The organism is Kribbella kalugense (assembly GCF_004365875.1).
In the GTDB taxonomy this organism is placed as follows: Bacteria; Actinomycetota; Actinomycetes; order Propionibacteriales; family Kribbellaceae; genus Kribbella; species Kribbella kalugense.
On record NZ_SODF01000004.1, the window covers coordinates 106,122 to 128,803 of the forward strand.

Annotated in this window: 22 protein-coding genes; 18 read left to right on the forward strand and 4 right to left on the reverse strand. The window is 68.2% G+C overall.

Features of this window, described 5'->3' with window-relative positions; translation table 11 throughout:
* The first annotated feature begins 3 nt into the window (after positions 1-3).
* The 6 genes from thrC (at position 4) to prmC (ending at position 6,874) form a co-directional block, all read left to right on the forward strand.
* The gene (thrC, locus tag EV650_RS37845; protein WP_134124057.1) at positions 4-1,068 is read left to right on the forward strand and encodes a threonine synthase; all 1,065 of its coding nucleotides are present in this window, start codon (positions 4-6) and stop codon (positions 1,066-1,068) included.
* Positions 1,069-1,079: 11 nt separating this feature from the next.
* Entirely contained in the window at positions 1,080-2,024 is a 945-nt protein-coding gene (gene thrB, locus EV650_RS37850) for a homoserine kinase (RefSeq protein ID WP_134124058.1), read from the forward strand.
* A gap of 326 nt (positions 2,025-2,350) precedes the next feature.
* Positions 2,351-4,498, forward strand: a complete 2,148-nt coding sequence (gene rho / locus EV650_RS37855) for a transcription termination factor Rho (RefSeq protein ID WP_134124059.1) — start codon at positions 2,351-2,353, stop codon at positions 4,496-4,498.
* Between the two features lie 107 nt (positions 4,499-4,605).
* Positions 4,606-4,812 (forward strand): 50S ribosomal protein L31, encoded by a 207-nt coding sequence (rpmE, locus tag EV650_RS37860; RefSeq protein WP_134124060.1) that lies wholly within the window; start codon positions 4,606-4,608, stop codon positions 4,810-4,812.
* Between the two features lie 89 nt (positions 4,813-4,901).
* On the forward strand, positions 4,902-5,978 hold the full coding sequence (prfA, locus tag EV650_RS37865; protein WP_134124061.1) for a peptide chain release factor 1: 1,077 nt from the start codon (positions 4,902-4,904) through the stop codon (positions 5,976-5,978).
* On the forward strand, positions 5,975-6,874 hold the full coding sequence (gene prmC, locus EV650_RS37870) for a peptide chain release factor N(5)-glutamine methyltransferase (RefSeq protein WP_134124062.1): 900 nt from the start codon (positions 5,975-5,977) through the stop codon (positions 6,872-6,874). The genes prfA and prmC overlap by 4 nt, the downstream gene beginning before the upstream one ends.
* Here the strand turns inward: prmC and EV650_RS37875 are convergent.
* The 4 genes from EV650_RS37875 to EV650_RS37890 are packed head-to-tail and all read right to left on the reverse strand — an operon-like array spanning position 6,807 to position 12,498.
* Entirely contained in the window at positions 6,807-7,703 is an 897-nt protein-coding gene (locus EV650_RS37875; RefSeq protein ID WP_134124063.1) for an endonuclease/exonuclease/phosphatase family protein, read from the reverse strand. The genes prmC and EV650_RS37875 overlap by 68 nt on opposite strands.
* Complete coding sequence (locus tag EV650_RS37880; protein WP_134124064.1) at positions 7,700-8,620, reverse strand: hypothetical protein; 921 nt, start codon at positions 8,618-8,620, stop codon at positions 7,700-7,702. Before EV650_RS37880 ends, EV650_RS37875 begins: the two co-directional genes overlap by 4 nt.
* 18 nt (positions 8,621-8,638) lie before the next feature.
* Positions 8,639-11,455 carry an AfsR/SARP family transcriptional regulator gene (locus EV650_RS37885; RefSeq protein WP_134124065.1) on the reverse strand — a complete coding sequence of 939 codons (2,817 nt, stop codon included), beginning with the start codon at positions 11,453-11,455 and terminating at the stop codon, positions 8,639-8,641.
* Positions 11,456-11,472: 17 nt separating this feature from the next.
* Positions 11,473-12,498 carry an adenosine deaminase gene (locus tag EV650_RS37890; RefSeq protein WP_134124066.1) on the reverse strand — a complete coding sequence of 342 codons (1,026 nt, stop codon included), beginning with the start codon at positions 12,496-12,498 and terminating at the stop codon, positions 11,473-11,475.
* Positions 12,499-12,606: 108 nt separating this feature from the next.
* On the opposite strand from EV650_RS37890, the gene EV650_RS37895 reads away from it, so the two are divergent.
* The 12 genes from EV650_RS37895 to EV650_RS37950 all read left to right on the forward strand — a co-directional run bounded on the left by EV650_RS37895 (position 12,607) and on the right by EV650_RS37950 (position 22,593).
* Complete coding sequence (locus EV650_RS37895; protein WP_238174743.1) at positions 12,607-13,452, forward strand: L-threonylcarbamoyladenylate synthase; 846 nt, start codon at positions 12,607-12,609, stop codon at positions 13,450-13,452.
* On the forward strand, positions 13,452-14,570 hold the full coding sequence (locus EV650_RS37900; RefSeq protein ID WP_134124067.1) for a glycosyltransferase family 4 protein: 1,119 nt from the start codon (positions 13,452-13,454) through the stop codon (positions 14,568-14,570). The genes EV650_RS37895 and EV650_RS37900 overlap by 1 nt, the downstream gene beginning before the upstream one ends.
* Before the next feature lie 205 nt (positions 14,571-14,775).
* The gene (locus EV650_RS37905) at positions 14,776-15,240 is read left to right on the forward strand and encodes a Cg1360 family ATP-synthase-associated protein (RefSeq protein WP_134124068.1); all 465 of its coding nucleotides are present in this window, start codon (positions 14,776-14,778) and stop codon (positions 15,238-15,240) included.
* 90 nt (positions 15,241-15,330) lie between these two features.
* Positions 15,331-15,546 (forward strand): AtpZ/AtpI family protein, encoded by a 216-nt coding sequence (locus tag EV650_RS37910; protein WP_130387318.1) that lies wholly within the window; start codon positions 15,331-15,333, stop codon positions 15,544-15,546.
* 97 nt (positions 15,547-15,643) lie between these two features.
* The gene (gene atpB, locus EV650_RS37915; protein ID WP_134124069.1) at positions 15,644-16,426 is read left to right on the forward strand and encodes a F0F1 ATP synthase subunit A; all 783 of its coding nucleotides are present in this window, start codon (positions 15,644-15,646) and stop codon (positions 16,424-16,426) included.
* 59 nt (positions 16,427-16,485) lie between these two features.
* A complete protein-coding gene (gene atpE, locus EV650_RS37920) occupies positions 16,486-16,719 on the forward strand; it encodes an ATP synthase F0 subunit C (RefSeq protein ID WP_134124070.1) in 234 nt (77 codons plus the stop codon).
* A gap of 39 nt (positions 16,720-16,758) precedes the next feature.
* On the forward strand, positions 16,759-17,331 hold the full coding sequence (locus tag EV650_RS37925; protein ID WP_134124071.1) for a F0F1 ATP synthase subunit B: 573 nt from the start codon (positions 16,759-16,761) through the stop codon (positions 17,329-17,331).
* Positions 17,331-18,128: a F0F1 ATP synthase subunit delta gene (locus EV650_RS37930; RefSeq protein WP_134124072.1), complete on the forward strand. Its 798-nt coding sequence runs from the start codon at positions 17,331-17,333 to the stop codon at positions 18,126-18,128. The genes EV650_RS37925 and EV650_RS37930 overlap by 1 nt, the downstream gene beginning before the upstream one ends.
* Positions 18,129-18,178: 50 nt before the next feature.
* Positions 18,179-19,816 carry a F0F1 ATP synthase subunit alpha gene (atpA, locus tag EV650_RS37935; protein ID WP_134124073.1) on the forward strand — a complete coding sequence of 546 codons (1,638 nt, stop codon included), beginning with the start codon at positions 18,179-18,181 and terminating at the stop codon, positions 19,814-19,816.
* A 2-nt stretch (positions 19,817-19,818) separates the two neighbouring features.
* Entirely contained in the window at positions 19,819-20,730 is a 912-nt protein-coding gene (locus EV650_RS37940) for a F0F1 ATP synthase subunit gamma (protein ID WP_134124074.1), read from the forward strand.
* A gap of 5 nt (positions 20,731-20,735) precedes the next feature.
* Positions 20,736-22,190: a F0F1 ATP synthase subunit beta gene (gene atpD / locus EV650_RS37945; protein WP_134124075.1), complete on the forward strand. Its 1,455-nt coding sequence runs from the start codon at positions 20,736-20,738 to the stop codon at positions 22,188-22,190.
* A gap of 1 nt (position 22,191) precedes the next feature.
* Positions 22,192-22,593 carry a F0F1 ATP synthase subunit epsilon gene (locus EV650_RS37950; protein WP_134124076.1) on the forward strand — a complete coding sequence of 134 codons (402 nt, stop codon included), beginning with the start codon at positions 22,192-22,194 and terminating at the stop codon, positions 22,591-22,593.
* Positions 22,594-22,682 lie beyond the last annotated feature (89 nt).

Genomic DNA, 22,682 nt, shown 5'->3' on the forward strand with positions numbered 1-22,682 from the left:
TCAATGGTTCACCAGTGGCGTGGCGTGATCGAGGAATACCGTGACCGGTTGCCGGTGTCGGCCGACACCCCGGTCGTCACGCTCGGCGAGGGCGGTACGCCGCTGGTGGCCGCGCAGTGGCTGAGCGAGCAGACCGGTTGCGAGGTCTGGCTCAAGGTCGAGGGCAACAACCCGACCGGCTCGTTCAAGGACCGCGGCATGACGGTGGCGATCTCGCTCGCCGCCCAGGCCGGCGACAAGGCAGTCGTCTGCGCCTCGACGGGCAACACCTCGGCGTCAGCAGCGGCGTACGCCGTTCGTGCCGGGCTGACCCCGCTCGTGCTGATCCCGGCCGGCCGGATCGCGAAGGGCAAACTGGCCCAGGCGGTCGTGCACGGCGCCAAGCTGGTGCAGATCGACGGCGGGTTCGACGACTGTCTGCGGATCGTCCGCGAGCTCGGCAAGCACTACCCGGTCGCCCTGGTGAACTCGGTGAACCCGGTCCGCCTGGAAGGGCAGAAGACCGCGGCCTTCGAGGTGTGCGACGCGCTCGGCGATGCGCCCGATCTGCATGTCCTCCCGGTCGGCAACGCGGGCAACATCGCGGCGTACTGGAAGGGATATCAGGAGTACGCCAAGGACAAGCTCGCGACCCGGACTCCGCACATGTGGGGTTTCCAGGCCGAAGGCGCGGCGCCGATCGTGCGCGGTGCGATCGTCGAGAAGCCGGACACCGCGGCGACCGCGATCCGGGTCGGGAACCCGGCGTCCTGGACGCTGGCCGAGGCCGCGCGGGACGAGTCCGGCGGCCGGATCGAGATGGTCACCGACGAGCAGATCCTGACCGCACAGCGTGAGCTCGCCGCCCGCGAAGGCGTCTTCGTCGAGCCGGCCTCGGCTGCTGGGGTCGCCGGTCTGCTGCACGCCAAGGCGCAGGGCTGGCTGCCCGGCGGCTCGACCATCGTCATCACCGTCACCGGCCACGGCTTGAAGGACATCGACACCGCGCTCGAGCACAGCACCGTCGATGAGTCACCGGTCACACCGCCCGATACCGACGCCGTCGCCCGCGTCGCCGGCCTCGCCTGACGGGTCGGGCCATGGGAGACCACAAGGCATGTGATCAGGTCCGGGTCCGCGTTCCCGCGACGAGCGCCAACCTCGGCCCGGGCTTCGACGCCTTCGGCCTCGCGCTCGCGTTGTACGACGACCTGGTGGTGACGCCTGGCGGGACGGGCGTCACGGTGCAGGTGAGCGGATTCGGCGAAGGCGAAGTACCGCTGGACGAGACGCATCTGGTGGTGCAGGCGATCCGGGCCGGCCTCGAGGCTTTGGGTGCTCCGGTGCCCGGATTCACCTTGCGGTGTGAGAACCGGATTCCGCATGGTCGTGGGCTCGGTTCGTCGTCTGCTGCGATCGTCGGAGGGCTTGCGGCGGCGTACGCGTTGGCCGACGAACCGATCGATCGGGAGCGCCTCGTCGTACTGGCGAACGAGCTCGAAGGGCATCCCGACAACGTCGCGGCTGCTGCGCTCGGTGGCTTCACAATCGCTTGGATGGAAGGCGCCGAGTCGATTGAAGGGCGGGGCCGTGCGCTGCGGTTGGAACCGGCGGACGGATTGGCTGCGGTTGCTTATGTACCGGACAATCGCGTGCTGACCAAGGAGGCGCGCGGACTGCTGCCGAGCGTTGTTTCCCACATCGATGCGGCGGCGAACGCAGGCAAGGCCGCGTTGCTCGTTGCGGCGATGACCGGCCGGCCCGAGTTGCTGCTGACCGCGACCGAAGATCGGTTGCACCAGGAGTACCGCGAACCGGCGATGCCCGAGAGCCTCGCGCTGGTGCACAAACTGCGGGGGAGCGGGCTGGCCGCGATCGTCAGCGGCGCCGGTCCGACGGTCGCCGTGCTGGGTGGTCATGACAGCAAGAGCGCAGGTCAGAGCACTTTCTTCCGGGGTACGCCGGACCCGCCGGACGGCTGGACGAAGTACGAACTGGCGATCGATCCAGTCGGCGTACAGGTCTGGTCGATGGAATCCGGCTGATTTCGGGAATCGTTCGGCTCTGACACGCGTTGTACCCCTCGAGTCATCCGGACGACCCATAGTGGTGCTAGTCTCGGACTCACCCGATCCCCTCCAGGTGATCGGTGAACTCTCGTCACGATCCGGGCTGTGCTCCCGGCACCCTGTGTTGTGTGGCGACCCTCCTGTGGATGTGACCTTGCGCCGCCTGCGTCGGAGATGTCCTGGGGGACTCAGATCGAGCGAGAGCCTCTCGTACCCCACGTGCCCGTTGTGCGGTCGTGGGCGATTGAAACTGGTCGATGAGCCGTGTCGGACATCGACGATCCGTGTGGGAAGGACCTCACGTGACAGAAACTGTTGAAGCCTCCAGCGGAGACGCCGCGGCCACCGCCGCGCCGCGTCGCCGGAAAGCTGGCGGCGGCCTCGAAGGCATGCTGCTCCCCGAGCTCAAGCAGCTCGCCGGGACGCTCGGCATCAAAGGCACCGGCGCTCTGCGCAAGGGCCAGCTGATCGAGGCGATCAAGGCCGCCCAGACCGGCGGGTCCACCGCCGGAGCCGCGGGCGGCTCGACCGGCGGTTCCCGGGCGAAGGCGACTCAGCCGACGCTCGACGAAGCTGCCGAGGCGCCGGTGGCCAAGACTGCGGCCAAGACCGCGGACAAGGCTGTAGAGGCGCCGGCCAAGCGCGAGGGCGGCAGCCGCCGGACCCGCGCCGCGGCCCAGAAAGACACTCAGAACGAAACGCCGCAGGACGGCGCGTCGCAGAACGGCGCTGCTCCTGAGGTGACGGCTCCGGCGACCGCTGTCGTCGAGGCGCCGGCCGCCGCGCAGAACGGCGTCGCCGAGCGGGCCGAGAGCTCCACCGAGGACCGTGGCGACAGCCAGCTCCGGACCCGGGAGCGGAACCGGGACAGCAACAACCGCGACCAGAACCGCGACCGCAACACCCAGACCCGGGACAACAACCGGGACGGTCAGCGCGACGGCCAGGGCAACCGCGACCGCAACAACCGCGAGAACCCGGCCGACCAGCGGAACCGCCAGGACCAGGGCGACCGCGCCAGCGACCGCAACGCTGACCGGACTAACGACCGCAACAACGATCGCAACAGCGACCGGGGCGAGGACGGCGACGGCCGGCGCAGGCGTCGCCGGGGTCGTGACCGCGACCGTAACAACCGGGACACCCCGACCAGCAGCCGCGACGGCGGTCGCGACACCGGTCGTGACAGTGTTCGTGACGGTGGCCGTGACGGCCGCGACAGTGGCCGGGACAGCAACCGCAACCGCGGTCGTGGCGAGCGCTTCGACGCCGAGCCGACGATCAGCGAGGACGACGTACTCGTCCCGGCTGCCGGCATCCTCGACGTACTGGACAACTACGCGTTCGTCCGGACCAGCGGCTACCTGCCCGGCCCGAACGACGTGTACGTCGCCCTGTCGATGGTGAAGCGGTACGGCCTCCGCAAGGGTGACGCGATCACCGGTGCGGTGAAGCAGCCGCAGGAGGGCGAGCGCAAGGAGAAGTTCAACCCGCTGGTCCGGATCGACACCGTGAACGGTGCCGACCCGGAGATCGCCAAGCAGCGGCAGGACTTCAACAAGCTCACCCCGCTGTACGCGACCGAGCGGCTCCGGCTGGAGACCGAGCCGGGGATCCTGACCACCCGGATCGTCGACATCGTCAGCCCGATCGGCAAGGGTCAGCGTGGCCTGATTGTTTCGCCGCCGAAGGCCGGTAAGACGATGGTGCTGCAGGCGCTCGCGAACGCGATCACCACGAACAACCCCGAAGTACACCTGATGGTCGTGCTGGTGGACGAGCGGCCCGAAGAGGTCACCGACATGCAGCGGACGGTCAAGGGCGAGGTCATCGCCTCGACGTTCGACCGGCCGGCCGACGACCACACCACGGTCGCGGAGTTGGCGATCGAGCGGGCCAAGCGGCTGGTCGAGCTCGGCCACGACGTCGTCGTACTGCTCGACTCGATCACCCGGCTGGGCCGTGCGTACAACATCGCGGCGCCGGCCAGCGGCCGGATCCTGTCCGGTGGTGTGGACTCGTCCGCGCTGTACCCGCCGAAGCGGTTCTTCGGTGCGGCCCGGAACATCGAGGACGGCGGCTCGCTGACCATCCTCGCCACCGCGCTGATCGAAACCGGCTCGAAGATGGACGAGGTGATCTTCGAGGAGTTCAAGGGCACCGGCAACATGGAGCTCCGGCTCCGCCGCGAGTTCGCCGACCGCCGGATCTTCCCGGCCATCGACGTGATCGCCTCCGGTACCCGCCGCGAGGAACTGCTGATGTCGAAGGACGAGACGCAGGTGGTGTGGAAGCTCCGCCGGGTCCTGTCCGCCCTGGACGGCCAGGCGGCGCTCGAACTGCTGATCGGCAAGCTCAAGGAGAGCAAGTCGAACATCGAGTTCCTGCTCCAGGTCAACAAGACCACCCCGTCGACCAGCACCGGCCACAGCACCGACAACGGCAACTGACGCCTCGATTACCAGTTTGCCGCCCTCGGGTGGCAAACTGGTTGGTCGGTTCCGGTTCACGTTCGCGCCCGCGGGCGACCCGGGGCACCTGAACCTAGGAGACTGTTTTGAAGAGCGACATCCACCCGACGTACGTGGAGACCACGGTGACCTGCACCTGTGGCGCCTCGTTCAGCACGCGCTCGACCGCGGAGAACGGCGTGATTCACGCCGACGTGTGCTCGCAGTGCCACCCCTTCTACACCGGTAAGCAGAAGATCCTCGACACCGGTGGCCGGGTCGCCCGCTTCGAGAAGCGGTACGCCAAGAAGTAGCTTTCCTACCGCGCGCCGGTCCCGCATGTTTGCGGCGACCGGCGCGCGGTTTGTGTTGTCAGCCAGGTTCTTGAAGGGAGGAGTGCACGATGTTCGAGGCAGTTGAGACACTCAAGGCCGAGTACGCCGAGCTGGAGCGACAGATGTCGGATCCGGAGCTGCACTCCGACCAGGCCAACGCCCGCCGGGTCGGCAAGCGGTACGCCGCGCTCGCTCCGGTGGTGCGCACGTACGACGAATGGCTGCAGACCGCCGGCGACATCGAGGCCGCGCGCGAGCTGGCGCACGAGGACCCGGCGTTCGCCGAGGAGGCCACCAAGCTGACCGCCCGTCGGGATGAGCTGGCCGAGAGGCTCCAGACGCTGCTGGTGCCGCGTGACCCCAACGACGACAAGGACGCGATCCTCGAGATCAAGGCGGGTGAGGGCGGCGACGAGTCCGCGCTGTTCGCGGGCGACCTGCTGAAGATGTACCTGAAGTACGCCGAGTCGCAGCACTGGAAGACCGAGGTCCTCGACTCGGCCGAGTCCGACCTCGGTGGGTACAAGTCGATCACGGTCGCGGTGAAGGCGAAAGGTACGCCGGAGCCCGGCGAGGCGCCGTACGCGAAGCTGAAGTTCGAGGGCGGCGTGCACCGGGTCCAGCGGGTGCCGGTGACCGAGTCGCAGGGCCGGATCCACACCTCCGCGGCCGGCGTACTCGTGCTGCCGGAGGCCGAGGACGTCGACGTCGAGATCGACCCGAACGACCTGCGGATCGACGTGTTCCGCTCGTCCGGTCCGGGCGGTCAGAGCGTCAACACGACCGACTCCGCGGTCCGGATCACCCACCTCCCGACCGGCATCGTGGTCTCGATGCAGAACGAGAAGTCCCAGCTGCAGAACCGCGAACAGGCCATGCGGGTGCTGCGTTCCCGCCTGCTCGCCGCGGCCCAGGAGGCGGCCGATCAGGAGGCGTCAGACGCTCGCCGGCTGCAGATCCGGACCGTCGACCGGTCGGAGCGGGTCCGCACCTACAACTTCCCGGAGAACCGCTTCTCCGACCACCGCGTCGGCTACAAGGCCCACAACCTCGACCAGGTCCTCAGCGGCGAACTCGAGCCGGTCATCCAGGCCCTGACCGACGCCGACCTCACCGCCCGCCTCGAGGCCGTCGAGTCCCAATGAACAAAGAAGAACCCCGCCCCCTCGCTTCGCTCGGGGACGGGGGAGTAGAAGAGGGCTCGGCTGGGGTTGGGGGAGTGCGGGCGTTGGTCGCCGGGGCGGCTGCTCGGCTGGCTGCGGCGGGTGTTGCCTCGCCGGACTACGACGCCGCCGAACTGCTGGCGTTCGTCACCGGGTCGACGCGGCTGCACCTCGCCGACCCCACGGCCGACCAGCGGCTTCGGTACGACGAGTTGATCGCGCGCCGTGCTGCCCGCGAACCCCTGCAGCACCTCACCGGCACCGCCGCCTTCCGCTACCGCGAACTCGCGGTCGGCCCCGGCGTCTTCGTACCGCGTCCGGAAACCGAAGTGATGGTCGGCTGGATCCTCGACCGCATCGCCACGGTCAAAGCCCCGCTCGTCGTAGACCTCTGCTCCGGCTCAGGCGCCATCGCCGGCGCAATCGCCACTGAGCGGCCCGACAGCACCGTCCACGCCGTCGAGCTCTCGCCCGAGGCCTGTGTCTGGGCCCGGCGCAACCTGGCCGGCACCGGTGCCACCCTGCACGAGGGCGACATCGACGGCTGCCTGCCCGAGTTCGACGGTCAGGTCGACGCGGTGATCTCCAACCCGCCGTACATCCCTTTGACTGCTTGGGAATCCGTCACCACCGAGGTCCGCGACCACGACCCGGCCCTCGCCCTGTGGTCCGGTGACGACGGCCTCGACGAGATCAAGGTCGTCGCCGCGACCGGAGCCCGACTGCTCAAACCCGGCGCCTGGTTCGCCTGCGAACACGCCGACGTACAAGGCGAATCCGCCCCCGCCGTCTTCACCGCCACCGGCCAGTTCACCGAGGTCCGCGACCAGCTGGACCTCGCCGGCCGCCACCGCTTCGCAACTGGCCGCCGGGTCTAGCCAGATCCTGCTCGCGGATCCGGCCGATCGCCGGTACGTCGGCTTGCCGGCGAGCGACCCGGCAGACGACCGGGTAGTGGTCTGCCCCGGGCAACTGGAGCACCTCGACCTCCCGGGTGACCAGGTCGCGGGTGGAGAAGAGGCGATCGATCGAGCGACCGTCGGGTGTCGTCGCGGGTGGCGGGTCGCCGAACCCGTCGACCAGATCAAGCCTCCCGAAGACCTCGCGCGGATTCGGCATGTTCAGATCGCCCGCGACGACGGCCCGTCGTACACCTCGCGCCGCCAGCTCTTGACGCAGGTAGGCCGTCAGCTGCTCGCCGTACTCCTGCCCAGGACCCTCCCGATACGTGTACGGGACACCTGAAGCGCTGCGGAACATGTGCAGCGGACACACCTGCCCGCCGACGATGTCGACCTCGCCGAGCGCCCCGAAGTCACCCCGCGCGACCAGAAAACCCTTCGGATGCGCGTCCATCGGCTTGCCCGTCCGCCAGTGCAGGAAGTCGATCGGCGGGTTCGGCAGGTCGATCCGCTCGAGCTCGGTCAGCGGGTACTGCGACGCGATCCCCACACCGAGGTGCTCCACTCCGGGGATATGCGAGTCCGAGAACGAGTGCCGGAGGAGGTGAGCCTTCCGACCAGGCATCGCCGCCGCCGCGAGTCGCTCGAGCTGATCGCCGTCGGGATCGAGCTCGGTCACGATCAGCACATCCGGACGCAACCCCGCCAGCGCCTGCCCGAAGTCCGCCGTACGGTCGGCGTCCACGTAGCCGACGTCGTCGACCATGCGGCCACCCGCGACGTTGGCGAAAGCGATCGAGATCATTCGTACACCACGAATTCGGGTCGGGGTTTCAGCGCCAGCACCTGTGGTGGCGTCATCAGCGGACCATGGCGGGTGTCCTCGGTGTAGAAGAGTTTGAAGCCGGCGTGGACCGCCGGCGGCAGCTTGGTCGTCAGCTTTGCCCAGGTCTTGAGCTTGTCGGTACGCGCACCGATACCGTCCACGGACTTGATCGTCACCACTCCCGGATGCTTCTTCAGAGCCTGTTCATTGCTGACGATCTTCGTCGACAGCTGGTGGAACACGAACACCTTCTCCGGCAGATCATTCGCCTGCACCAGCCCCGAGAGGTACGACGCGATGCCGTCGAGCTCGGCGCCCGTCGTATGGCCGAAGACCCGGCCCGGCACCTGCCCCGGACCGACCGCCCACTCCGGATCGAAGGCCAGCCCGACATCCGGCTCCTTCAGCCACCGCTCCAGCCGCTTCACCTCCGGCAGGATCTTCGCCCGCCCCGGCTGAATGTCCAGCAGCAACAGCATCCTGTGCTTCCGCGCGACGGTCAGGTACTCCTCGATCGCCGAGTCGGGGAGCCGCCCGCGATACAGACCGTCCTTGCCCCGCGAACCCCGGGCGACCACCGCGATCAGCTCCAGCACCGGTTGCGGCGTACGACCGGCCGCGTAGGCCTGCGACAGCTTCTCCAGCTTGGCCGCCTTCGCGTCGAGGTCCTTGTCCAGCGGCCCGAGCGCAGGCGAACCCGGCAGACCGACGTACGCCACCAGCTGGTACTTCGGGAAGATCACCCGCCCACCTCGCGGCAGATCGCCGTCGGCCGGCGGGGGAGGCGGCGTGGAGCGGACGGTCGAGGGAGGTGGTGAGGTGACCGGCGCATGCGTGTCGCTACAGGCCGTAAGACCCAGCAGTACGACGGCCAGCACCCCACAGACTCTCCGCACCGCACCAGGGAACCACACTCACGCGGCTGGGCTGGTCCGAGCGAGCCCACCGGCCGCGCGCACGACCATGGACTCCTGCCCGTCGTCGAGTGCGAGCTCCATCGCGCGGGCGAAATGCGGCCGCGCCCGGGCGAGATCGCCGTTGGCCAGCAGCGTTTCGGCAAGCCGCACGTACGCGTTCTGCTGCGACTGCGTCGAGTCACTCTCCTGCGCGAGCTCGACTGCCTGCCGGCCGACGTCGATCGCTTCGGTCCACTGCCGCTTCCGCGCGTACGCCGTACCGAGGAAGGCATAGCTGTAGATCAGGCTGTAGTCGGCCCCACGCTCGATCCCGAGGTCGCGCGCCGTCCGCAGCGCAGTGATGGCCTCGTCCACGCGGTCCAACTCGAGCAGGCACTCACCGATCCCGTTCAGCACCTCGGGCTGTACGCCGGGATCCCCCTGCGCCAACGACTCCTGGTACGCCGTCAAGGCCTGCGCGAACTCCAGTCGATCGCTGTACGCCACCCCGACATACGCCAGCACCCGCGCCGCGATGCTCCGATCGCCGGCCTGCCGGGACGCCTTCAGGGCATCGTCGAGTACGCCGAGAGCGTGGTCGTCCGGACGCAGCTTCGCCATGCTGTAGCCGATCGACGCCAGCAACCGGGCGCGGAGCGTCAGGTCCGCGTCCTCCGGCAACTTGGCCCGCGCCTCCTGCAGCATCGGCAGACTGGCCTCAGCACCGAACCGGTAGCGCCCAAGGCTGCCCATCGACAGCAGCACCCGGGACTCCGCTTCCGCGTTCGTGTCGAGCACCGCCGCACGCAGGGCCGGCTCCAGCGCCTCATCGAGCTCGTAGACGCGACCACGCTGGAAGAAGCACGACGCCACCGCCAGACCGGTCCGCCAGGCATGCTCCAGCGCACCGCTCGCTTCCGCGAACCGGATCGTCGCCAGCACGTTGGCGCCCTCGGCGTCGATCCACGCCAGTCCGTCAGCCACCGAAGCGAAGTCAGGCAACTGGACCGGGGCCGGCTCCGACAGCGGGTGCAGCCGACTGCCGAAAATCGCTTCACTCGCCTCTGCTGTCGCATAGAGGTAGTAGTCGAGCAAACGCCGTACTGCTTCCGGATCCGGCTCCAGCATGCGCGCGTACTGCCGGAGCAGGTCGTGGAACTGGAAACGCCCAGGACGCAGCTGCAGCAGCAGATTGGCGTCGACGAGTTGCTCCAGCAGGTCCTCCGCCTCGACCACCTCCACATCGGCCAGTGCGGCAGCGGCGTACATCTCGATGTCCTGACCGGTCATCGCACCGAGCAGCCGGAAGAGGCGCTGCTGGTCTGCCGGCAGATGCTCGTAGGACAAGGCGAACGCGGGGGAGACCCCACCGCTGTCCGTGCTGAGCTCAGCCAGTCGCCTGTCCTCCGCGTCGAGCCGTTTGGACAGGTGCTCGATCGTCCAACTAGGCCGATGCCGCAGCCGCGACCCCGCGACACGGATCGCCAACGGCAGATGCCCGCACCGGCTCACCACCTCAGCCGCAGCAGCCGGATCACCAGCCCGGTCTGGTCCGACGATCTCGGCCAGCAACTCCCGTGCGTCCTCAGGCTCTAGTACGTCGAGCGCCAGTCGAGCAGTCGCGTCCAGATCGGTCAGCTGTCGCCGACTCGTCACCAGCACGCCACAACGCGGACCACCGGCCAGCAACGGCCGCACTGCCGCACTGTCCGGCGCATTGTCGAGTACGACGAGAATCCGCCGGCCGGCCAACTCGGACCGCCACAACGCAGCCCTCTCCTCGAGGTCAGCCGGGATGCGGTCAGCCGGCACGGACAGCGTGCGTAATAGGCGATCCAACGCCTGCAACGCCGACACCGGCTCGTTCCCAGGCGTGTACCCGTGCAGGTCGATAAAGAGCCGTCCGTCCGGATACACCTCAGCCAACTGTCGCGCTGCACGCACTGCGAGCGCAGTCTTCCCAACACCCGCCATACCGTCGATCGCAACGACAGCAGGGCCTGCAGTGCGCAGTGCATCGACCACCTGCTTCAGTACGTCGTCGCGACCGACGAACGCAGCACCGTCGTACGGGAGCTCGTCCCGCACCGCCGGTCGGGCGACCGGCTCGTCGTTCTGCAGGATGCGTTCGTGGATGGCGCGGAGAGCCGGACCGGGCTCGACACCGAGCTGATCGATCAGCTCCTGCCGCGTTCGCGTGTAGGTGTCGAGCGCCTCGGAGATCCGGCCGCTGCGCCAATACGCCAGCATCAGTTGGCCGGCGAACTGCTCCCGCAGCCGATCCGCCTCGACCAACGCGATCAGCTCGGGCACCAGATCGCCGTACCGTCCGCGCTCCAGATCGAGGTCGATCCGCTCGGCGAGCACCTTCAGCCTGCGCTCTGTGAGCCGGTGCCGCTCGACGCCGACGTAGTGCCCCGGCAGTCCACTCAACGGCTCACCCTTGAACAATGCAAGGGCTTCCGACAGGTTGGCCGCGGCCTCGTCGAGGTCGTTGGTCGCGTACGCGGCACTGATCAGACCCTCGAACCGGGTCAGGTCCAGTGCGTCAGGTGCGAGCCGCAGCGTGTACCCGTCCCGCGAGCTGACGAGCACCCCGTCGGGCAGCAGGCGACGCAGCCGATAGACGTACGTCGGGACGATCCGGGTCCCACTGCCCGGTGGCGCGTCGTTCCAGACCAGCTCGACCAATTCGTCGGCTGGGACGATCTGGTTCGGACGCAGAGCCAGGACGGCGAGAAAGGCTTGCTGGCGGACCGGGCCGAGGTCGAGCCGGTCGTCGCCCGACCAGCCGCGCAGCGGGCCCAGCAGGTCCAGCCTGAAGTCTCCCGTCACGGTAGACAGTTTGTCAGCTACACCCCGTGTATTCCCAGGTAGGTGTCGATCTCGGCCAGCAAAGTCGTCTTCAGCGCGTCGTCCGCGAACGACACCCGGACCGCGGTCTTCGCCAGCTCGGCCGCGCCGGCCTCGTCCAGGTCGAGCAGCTTGGTCGCGACGACGTACTCGTTGGTGAGGTCGGTGCCGAACATCGGCGGGTCGTCGGAGTTGATCGTGACCACCAGTCCGGCGTCGACCATCGAGCGCAGCGGATGGACGTCGTACGACGCGACCGCGCGGGTGGCGATGTTCGATGTCGGGCTGACCTCCAGGGGGATCCGGTGCTCGCGCAGGTACTCGACCAGGGCCGGGTCCTGCATCGTCGACGTACCGTGGCCGATCCGCTCGGCCTTGAGCAGCCGGACCGCGTCCCAGATCGTCTCCGGTCCGGTGGTCTCGCCCGCGTGCGGCACGCTGTGCAGCCCGGCCGCGATCGCCGCCTCGAAGTGCGGCTGGAACTGCGGCCGCGGTACGCCGATCTCCGGACCACCGAGACCGAACCCGACCAGCCCCTCCGGCCGGATCTTGGTCGCGATCCGCAGCGTCTCGTCGGCGGCCGGAATCCCGGACTCGCCGGGGATGTCGAAGATCCAGCGCAGCGTGATGCCGAACTCCTTCTCGGCCGCGACCCGGGCGTCCTCGATCGCCTCGCAGAACGCCTCGGCGGCGATGCCCCGCTTCACCGAGGTGTGCGGCGTGACCGTCAGCTCGGCGTACCGCAGGTTCTGCTGCTCGGCCATCTCGCGGGCGACCTGGTAGGTCAGCAGCCGGATGTCGTCGGGAGTCTTGATCAGGTCGACGACGGACAGGTAGATCTCGATGAAGTGGGCGAAGTCGCTGAACTTGAAGTACTCCGTCAACGCGGCCGGATCGGCCGGCACCGGGGACCCGGGGTGCCGGGCGGCGAGCTCGGCGACGATCCGCGGCGACGCGGACCCGACGTGGTGGACATGCAACTCGGCCTTCGGCATCCCGGCAAGGAACTCACGCGACACAGTCATGGCGGGATCTTAAGGAGAGCCGGGCGGGATCGGGGGCAAAGCTGACAATCGGGTGTCAGCAACGACCCGGTTAGGGCTGAGGCCCGCGTGAGTGGCACGATTCGGTCCGTGAGTGAGCGCTTCGACTTCACCGGGGACGAACTGGCACCGGCGTACCGCGCGGCTGTGGACGCCATCGAGGCCGGCGACCTGGTCGTGCTGCCGACCGACACCGTGTACGGCATCGCCGCGGACGCCTTCAAGGCCGATGCCGTCCAGCGGCTGCTGGACGCCAAGGGCCGCGGCCGCGACATGCCGCCGCCGGTGCTGATCTCGGTGGTGGAGTCGCTGGACGCGCTCGCCACCGACGTACCGGACGACGGGCGCAAGCTCTGCCAGGAGTTCTGGCCGGGCCCGTTGACGGTGATCTGCCACGCGCAGTCGTCGCTGATGTGGGATCTGGGGGAGACGCAGGGCACGGTCGCGCTCCGGGTGCCGGATCACGAGAACACCCGCGAACTGCTGTCGCGGACCGGACCGCTCGCCGTCAGCTCGGCGAACAAGTCCGGTCAGCCTGCGGCGTTGGACGTGTACGACGCCGAGGAACAGCTGGGCGAGGCCGTCGCGGTCTACCTCGACGGCGGCCAGGTCACCGGCGGCGAACCGTCCACGATCGTCGACCTCACCGGCGACACCCCGCGAGTCGTCCGCCTCGGCGCGCTGACGCTCGAGCAGCTGCGCGCCGTCGTACCCGAGGTGGCTGCACAGGACGACGAAGCCAAGCCGGCCGACGAAGCGAAGCCGGCCGATGAGGCCGAGCCGGCCGACGAAACGAAGCCGGCCGACGAAACGAAGCCGGCCGACGAAACGAAGCCGGCCGACGAAACGAAGCCAACTGAAGAGCCGGTCGAGGCGTCCAAGTCCGAGACGGACGACGAGAAGCCCACCGATCCTGATGTGAGGCCTGCGGACTAGTGCGCGAGTACCTGCTGGTCCTGTTCGTGGCGATGGCCACGACCTTCCTGCTGACCGGCGTGGCCCGGCAGATCGCGATGCGGTACGGCGCGGTGGCGAAGGTGCGGGCCCGGGACGTGCACAAGGTGCCGATCCCGTACTTCGGTGGCCTCTCGATCCTCGGCGGCCTGATCGCCGGCTTCGCGGTCGCGTCCAGCCTGCCGTTCCTCGGCAACAGCCTGCAGGTAGCGCACGACGCCCGGGCGATCCTGCTCGGCGGTGTGGTGATCTGCGCCGTCGGTGTGATCGACGACCTGTACGAACTGGACGCGATCACCAAGCTCGCCGGCGAAGTCCTCGCCGTCGGCGTACTCGTTGTCCAAGGCATCCAGTTGTACTGGCTCCCGCTGCCCGGCGGCGTGATCTCACCGTCGCCCGCGCAGCTCGCCGTACTGACCGCCGGCATCCTGCTGGTCTCCTGCAACGCGGTGAACTTCGTCGACGGCCTCGACGGTCTCGCGGCCGGTGTCACCGCGATCGGCGCGACCGCGTTCTTCGTCTACTCGTACCTGCTGAACGTGCACGAGAACCTCGACCGCGCCACCACCTCGACCCTGATCACGGTCGCGCTGGCCGGTGCGTGCCTCGGCTTCCTGCCACACAACTTCTTCCCCGCCAGAGTCTTCATGGGCGACTCCGGCGCCCTGCTGATCGGTCTGATGCTGGCCGCGTCGACGATCAGCCTGACCGGCCAGATGGACCCGAACGCGGTCCCGTACGAGGTCGGCGGCTCGAGCCTGCTGCCCGCGCTGCTTCCGTTGGTGCTCCCAATCGCCATCCTCGCGATCCCGGCGCTGGACCTGACGCTCGCCTACATCCGCCGTACCAAGGCCGGCCGTTCGCCGTTCGCCGCCGACAAGCAGCACCTCCACCACCGCCTGATGCAACGCGGCCACTCGCACCGCCGGGCGGTCCTGCTGATGTACCTCTGGACCGCCTTGATCGCGTACGGCGTGGTGGTTCTCGGGCTCGTTCTGTACTGGTGGACGGCCCTGATCGTGCTGGCCGTCGCGGTCACCGCGGTGCTGCTCACGACCGGTCTGCCGAGGCGTTCGCGGAAACCGCTCGCCAAAGTTTGATCCGCGCGGGCGGGCACCAGACCACTCACCTGCGTGGCATACCGATAAGGTGTGGCTGTACAGCGGGAGGGAACCTCGTTTTGCTGACTGTGCAGACTTTGTGCTAGTTTTCACAAGCACCAGCAAAGAACAGCGACACCCCTGACCCCGCCCACCCGACGAACTGGCCGCGAGACCAGTTTCGCCAGCAGGACGGAACCACCAGATGGCTCCTACGGCTCACAGCCCGAAACTCGCCGGACAAGCAACCAAGCACCCGGCGTTGGCGATGCTGCGCGGCGCTCTGATCGCCGCCCTCGTCGTCGGTGTCAACGCGACCGCGGTGTCCGCGGTGGCAGCCGGTCTGCCCGGCCTCTGGGGCGCGCTGCTCGGCCTGCTGATGGTGATCGTCTTCTCCGGCGCGGGTCTGATCGCGCTGCACCTGTCCCGCAAGACCTCCCCGACCATGCAGCTCGCGGTCGCGATGGCGTCGTACACCGGCCGGATCGCCGTCTTCGGCGGTCTGCTCGCGGTCGCGCTGAGCTCCGACGCCCTGGCCGCGCACGTGAATCTGACCGTGCTCGGGCTGGTCGCGCTCGTTGTCGTGATGGGCTGGATGGCCGGCGAGATCTGGGCCTGGTCCCGGCTGCGCGTGCCGATCTACGACCTCGACAAGGAGGTGACGGCGTGAGCACCGTGGGTAACGATTTCCCTGCTGTGGTGGAGATTACTGGGCCTGATGTGACCGCATCTGTCGCCAACTGGTACGTTTCACTTGCCAATGAGCGAGCATCAGGATCCGAAGCCATCACCCCCGAATTCGGGCGACGGCTGGCGGGTCCTGTCCTACTTGATCGGCGGTGTCCTGGTCTACGGGGGCATCGGGTTCGGGTTGGATCGCCTCTTCGGCACCGAGTTCCTGCTTCCGGTGGGAATCGTCCTCGGTGCCGGGCTCACCATCTTGATGTTGCACTTCCGGTACGGGTCGCGGTCCTGACCTGCACCAGGTCTGACGTTGTTGACCGCCATGCCCTGAGCCGCCCTGCCCTTACGTACAAGGCGTCCGACTTGAGCACGACGCGAGAGGAGACCCGGTGACCGCCGGCGTTCCGACCGAGTTCATCGCACCCGGTCCCCAGAGTTTCGACCTTCCGCCGATCATCCCCGGCGTGGACTGGTTCACCAAGCCTGTGCTGGTGGCCGCGCTGTCCGTGGTCGTGATCGTGTGGTTCTACTGGGCTGCGGCCCGCAAGTCCGCGGTCGTCCCCAGCCGGCTGCAGTTCGCCGGAGAGCTCGGCTACAACTTCGTCCGCAACTCGATCGCCCGGGACGCGATCGGCAGCGCGGAGTACATGAAGTACGTGCCGTACCTGTGCGGCCTCTTCTACTTCATCCTGCTGAACAACGTCGCCGGCACCATCCCGCTGATCCAGTTCCCGACCTTCAGCCACATCGGCTGGGCGTACGTGGCCGCGGTGATGAGCTGGGTCATCTACAACGCGGCCGGCATCAAGAAGAAGGGCGTGTGGGGCTACTTCAAGCACCAGACGATGCCGGCCGGCGTGCCGCTGTGGCTGATGCCGCTGATGATCCCGATCGAGTTCATCTCGAACATCCTGGTCCGGCCGATCTCGCTGAGCCTGCGGTTGTTCGCCAACATGTTCGCCGGTCACATCCTGCTCGGGGTGTTCGTGCTCGGCGGCGAGTACATGGTGTTCGAGTCCGGCAAGATCCTCCTCGGCGGCGTCGGCATCATCACCTTCATCATGGGCCTCGCGATCGCCGGGCTGGAGCTGTTCGTCCAGTCCATCCAGGCCTACATCTTCGTCGTGCTGACCGCGCAGTACATCGGTAGCGCCATCTCCGACGAGCACTGATCCAGTAAGTACAAATCCGGATAGGGCTCCCTATCCGTACCGAAAGGAAAGACCGCACCATGAGCAACCTCGCTCTCGCAATCAGCGGCAACATCGCCGTTCTCGGCTACGGCCTGGCTGCCATCGGCCCGGGCGTCGGCGTCGGTCTGATCTTCGCCGCGGTGATCAACGGCACCGCCCGTCAGCCGGAGGCCCAGAGCAAGCTGCAGTCGATCGCGTGGATCGGCTTCGGTGTCACCGAGGTGCTGGCCATCATCGGTATCGCGCTGGCGTTCGTGTTCAAGAACGGCTGACCCACTCCTTCTTCTCTTACTGACTGACAGGACACGGATATGACGACGTTGGTGCTACCGCTCAGCGAAGCGGCCGGCGAGGACGTGAACCCGCTGCTGCCGCACACCGCCGAGATCATCTTCGGTTTCGTCTTCCTGATCCTGCTGGCCATCGCCTTCGCCAAGTTCGTCGTACCGAGGTTCGAGAAGGCTTACGCCGACCGGACCGCGGCGATCGAAGGCGGCATGGAAGCGGCCAAGCAGGCCCAGGCCGAGGCGAAGGCGGCTTTGGAGAAGTACACCGCGCAGCTGGCGAACGCTCGCCAGGAGGCGGCGAAGATCCGCGAGGACGCCCGCGAGCAGGGTGCGGCGATCATCGCGGAGATGCGTGAGCAGGCGAACGCCGAGTCCGAGCGGATCGTCACGCACGCGCGGGCTCAGATCGACGCCGAGCGGGCCCAGGCGGTCGCCTCGCTGCGCAGCGAGGTCGGCACGATGGCGACCACCCTGGCCGGCCGGATCGTCGGTGAGTCGCTCGAGGACGAGGCGCGGCAGCGCCGGACCGTCGAGCGCTTCCTGGCGGAGCTGGAGGAGTCGGAGTCGGCTCGTCAGGCCGTCGGAACGGACGGCTGATGCGCGGCGCGTCGTACGTGTCACTCGCCCGGGCCGAGGATGCCCTGGCGAGTGCGAGCCCGGCCGAGGGGCTGGGTGGCGAGTTGTTCTCGATCGCCAAGCTGCTGGACGGGAACGGCGCGCTCCGGCGCGCACTGACCGATCCGGCCCGGCCGACCGATTCCAAGACCGGTCTGGTGCAGCAGTTGTTCGGCGGCAAGATCTCCGCGAGTGCGCTGGAGATCCTGACCGTCGCAGTGTCCGGTCGCTGGGTCAGCGGCCGGGACCTGGGTGACGCCCTGGACCAGTTGAGTGTCAAGGCCGAGGTGGCGTACGCCGACAGCCGGCGGAAGCTGGACGAGGTCGAGGACGAGCTGTTCCGGCTCGACCGGGTGGTCACTGCCGAGCGGGCCCTGGCCGACAAGCTGGGGGACCGGCGGATCCCGGTCGAGCAGCGGCAGGAGTTGCTCCGCGGACTGCTGCAGGGCAAGGCCGACGCCACCACGGTGCGGCTGGCCGAGCGGGCCGTGGACGGCCGTGGGCGTGGCTTCGCGGCGTCGATGCGGTCCTACCAGGTCGCCGCGGCGGCCCGGCGGAACGCCAGCATCGCGACCGTGCGGGTGGCCACCGACCTGACCGAGGCCGAGCGCACCCGGCTGGCCGATGCGCTGGGCCGGCAGTACGGCCGGCAGATCCAGCTGAACGTGATCGTCGACCCGCAGGTGGTCGGCGGCGTCCGGGTGGACATCGGCGACGAAGTGATCGACGGAACCATCGCGGCCCGGCTCGACGACGCGCAGCGGCGCATCGCGGGCTGACGGCTCACACTGACAACAGGCCAGCAAGGTCAAGGAAGCAGGATATAGAGATGGCTGAGCTCACGATCAGGCCGGAGGAGATCCGGGACGCCCTGGATCGGTTCGTCACCGATTACCAACCGGAAGAGACGTCGGCCGAGGAGGTCGGCACCGTCATCGACGCGGGTGACGGTATCGCGCACGTCGAGGGCCTGCCCTCGGCGATGGCCAACGAGATGCTGGAGTTCGAGGACGGCACCCGGGGCATCGCGCTGAACCTCGACGTCCGCGACATCGGTGTCGTCGTGCTCGGTGAGTTCGACGGGATCGACGAGGGCCAGCAGGTCCGCCGTACCGGCGAAGTTCTGTCGGTGCCGGTCGGCGAGGGCTACCTCGGCCGCGTGGTCGACCCGCTGGGCAAGCCGATCGACGGCCTCGGCGAGATCCAGGACCTCGAGGGCGACCGTGCGCTCGAGCTGCAGGCGGCCGGTGTGATGGACCGCCAGGAGGTCCGCCAGCCGCTGCAGACCGGGATCAAGGCGATCGACGGGATGATCCCGATCGGCCGCGGCCAGCGCGAGCTGATCATCGGCGACCGCAAGACCGGCAAGACCGCGATCGCGATCGACACGATCATCAACCAGAAGCAGAACTGGGCGTCCGGCGACCCGGAGAAGCAGGTCCGCTGCATCTACGTCGCCATCGGTCAGAAGGGCTCGACGATCGCCGCCGTCCGCGGCGCGCTCGAAGAGGCAGGCGCGATGGAGTACACCACCATCGTCGCCTCCCCGGCGTCCGACCCGGCCGGCTTCAAGTACGTCGCGCCGTACACCGGCTCGGCCATCGGCCAGCACTGGATGTACCAGGGCAAGCACGTGCTGATCGTCTTCGACGACCTGACCAAGCAGGCCGAGGCGTACCGCGCGATGTCGCTGCTGCTGCGCCGCCCGCCGGGCCGCGAGGCCTACCCGGGTGACGTCTTCTACCTGCACAGCCGCCTGCTGGAGCGTTGCGCGAAGCTGTCCGACGAGCTCGGCGCGGGCTCGATGACCGGTCTGCCGATCATCGAGACCAAGGCCAACGACGTCTCGGCGTTCATCCCGACCAACGTCATCTCGATCACCGACGGCCAGATCTTCCTGCAGTCGGACCTGTTCAACGCCAACATCCGGCCGGCCATCGACGTCGGTATCTCGGTCTCCCGGGTCGGCGGCGCCGCGCAGGTCAAGGGCATGAAGAACGTCTCCGGCTCGCTGAAGATCGACCTGGCCCAGTTCCGCGCGATGGAGGCGTTCGCGATGTTCGCCTCCGACCTCGACGCGACTTCGCGGCGCCAGCTCGACCGCGGTCAGCGGCTGGTCCAGCTGCTCCGTCAGCCGCAGTACTCGCCGTACCCGGTGGAGGACCAGATCGTCTCCATCTGGGCCGGTACCAAGGGTCACTTCGACGACGTGCCGGTGGCCGACGTGCTCCGGTTCGAGCGGGACTTCCTGGACTACCTGCGGCGGGACAGCAAGGTGCTCGAGGCGATCCGCGAGTCCGGGCTGTTCACCGACGACTCCGCGCAGGCCGTCACGGACGGGCTGAAGGCCTTCAAGCCGACCTTCCAGACCTCCGAGGGCACGCTGCTCGGGACCGAGGCCGAGGCCGAGGCGATGGAGCAGGACGACGTCGAGCAGGAGCAGATCGTCCGGCAGAAGAGGGGCTGACGATGCCGGCCAACTTGCGGGAGCTTCGCGATCGGAAGGCCTCGGTCACGACGATCAAGAAGCTCACCCGCGCGATGGAGCTCATCGCGGCGTCCCGGATCGTCAAGGCGCAGCAGCGCGCCCAGGCGGCCGGTCCGTACGCGCGTGAGCTCACCCGTGCCGTGTCGGCGGTGGCGACGTTCTCGAACGTCGACCACCCGCTGACCACCGAGAAGGCGAACCCGAAGCGGGCCGCCGTCCTGCTGATCACCTCCGACCGCGGTCAGGCCGGCGCCTACTCGGCGAACGTGATCCGTGAGGGCGAGCGGCTGAACCAGCTGCTGCGCGAGGACGACAAGCAGATCGTCTCCTACCTCAGCGGCCGCAAGGGCATCGCCTACTACCACTTCCGGCAGCGCGAGGTCGCGCAGTCGTGGAGCGGCAACTCCGACGCGCCGTCGTTCGCCCGGGCCCGGGAGATCGCCGACGCGCTGATCGAGTCCTTCCTGACCCCGACCGAGGAGGGCGGCGTGGACGAGATCCACATCGTCTTCACCCGGTTCGTGTCGATGCTCACCCAGCGCGCGGACGTGATCCGGTTGCTGCCGCTGGAGGTCGTCGAGGGCGAGGAGGCACCGGCGGCGGACGACGTACTGCCGCTGTACGAGTTCGAGCCGTCCGCCGAGGAGGTCCTCGACGGGCTGCTGCCGAAGTACGTCGCCAGCCGGATCCACTACTGCATGCTGCAGGCGGCGGCTTCCGAGCTCGCCAACCGGCAGCGCGCGATGAAGTCCGCGACCGACAACGCGCAAGACCTGATCGAAAGCCTGACCCGGGACCTGAACCAGGCCCGGCAGGCCCAAATTACCCAGGAAATCAGCGAGATCGTCGGTGGCGCCAGCGCGCTGGCCGACGCGAACGCCGGGAGCGAGTGAGAGAGATGACTGCCACGGTTACCGAGAAGAACAACGAGTCCGGTGCGGCCGCTGTCGGTCGCGTCGTCCGGGTGATCGGCCCGGTCGTCGACATCGAGTTCCCCGCGGACGCGATGCCGGACATGTACAACGCGCTCGAGGTGGAGATCGCCCTCCCCGACATCACCCAGACGATCACCCTCGAGGTCGCGCTGCACGTCGGCGACAACATCGTCCGGGCGATCTCGATGAAGCCGACCGACGGCCTGGTCCGCGGCGCCGAGGTGCGTGACACCGGCGCGGCGATCTCTGTCCCGGTCGGCGACGTCACCAAGGGCCGGGTCTGGTCCGTGACCGGCAAGTGCCTGAACCAGGACGAGTCCGAGTTCGAGATCACCGAGCGCTGGCCGATCCACCGCAAGGCGCCGGCCTTCGACCAGCTCGAGTCGAAGACCGAGATGCTGGAGACCGGCATCAAGGTGCTCGACCTGCTCACGCCGTACGTCCAGGGCGGCAAGATCGGCCTGTTCGGCGGTGCGGGTGTCGGCAAGACGGTTCTGATCCAGGAGATGATCTACCGGATTGCCCACAACTTCGGTGGTACGTCGGTGTTCGCCGGCGTGGGCGAGCGGACCCGTGAGGGCAACGACCTGATCAACGAGATGGAAGAGGCCGGCGTCTTCAAGGACACCGCGCTGGTCTTCGGTCAGATGGACGAGCCGCCGGGCACGCGTCTTCGCGTCGCGCTGTCGGCGCTGACGATGGCGGAGTACTTCCGCGACGTCAAGCAGCAGGACGTGCTGCTGTTCATCGACAACATCTTCCGGTTCACCCAGGCCGGGTCCGAGGTCTCCACGCTGCTCGGCCGGATGCCGTCGGCGGTTGGTTACCAGCCGAACCTTGCCGACGAGATGGGCGTGCTGCAGGAGCGGATCACGTCGACCCGGGGTCACTCGATCACCTCGATGCAGGCGATCTACGTGCCCGCCGACGACTACACCGACCCGGCGCCGGCGACCACCTTCGCCCACCTGGACGCGACCACCGAGCTGTCCCGTGACATCGCGTCGCGTGGTCTGTACCCGGCCGTCGACCCGCTGATGTCGACGTCGCGGATCCTGGACCCGCAGTACATCGGCCAGGAGCACTACGACGTGGCCGTCCGGGTGAAGCAGATCCTGCAGAAGAACAAGGAACTGCAGGACATCATCGCTATCCTCGGTGTCGACGAGCTCTCCGAAGAGGACAAGATCACCGTCGCCCGCGCGCGCCGGATCGAGCAGTTCCTGTCCCAGAACACCTACATGGCGGAGAAGTTCACCAACATCCCGGGCTCCACCGTGCCGCTGAAGGACACCATCGAGTCCTTCAAGAAGATCACCGAAGGCGACTGCGACCACATCGCCGAGCAGGCGTTCTTCAACACCGGCTCGCTCGAGGACGTCGAGCGCAAGTGGGCCGAGCTGCAGAAGGAAAACTGAGATGGCCGACGATTCCGCGAAGCACCTCGAGGTAGCCCTCGTCGCGGCGGAGCGGACGGTCTGGCAGGGGCAGGCGAAGATCGTGATCGCCCGCACCACCGACGGCGACGTCGGTATCCTGCCCGGCCACGCGCCGTTGCTGGGCCTGCTGCAGGGCGGCACCGTGCAGGTGCGGACCGTCGACGACGAGTACTTCGTCGCGGCCGCGCCGGACGGTTTCATCTCGGTGGCGAACGACCGGGTCTCGATCCTGGCCGAGAACGCCGAGATGGGTCACGACATCGACCTGGAGGAGGCCCGGCGCGAGCTCGAAGAGGCGCTGGCGGCCGGGATCCCCGACGACGACAGCGACGAGTTGCGGCTCGCGGAGGCCCGGGTCCGGGCCGCCGAGCAGACGTCCTGAACCCACCTGCCATAATCGAATATCGTCACTGAACGTACGGTTTCTCCGGGGTGCCCGGGGTGGTACCGGATCTGGGCACCGGAAATGGG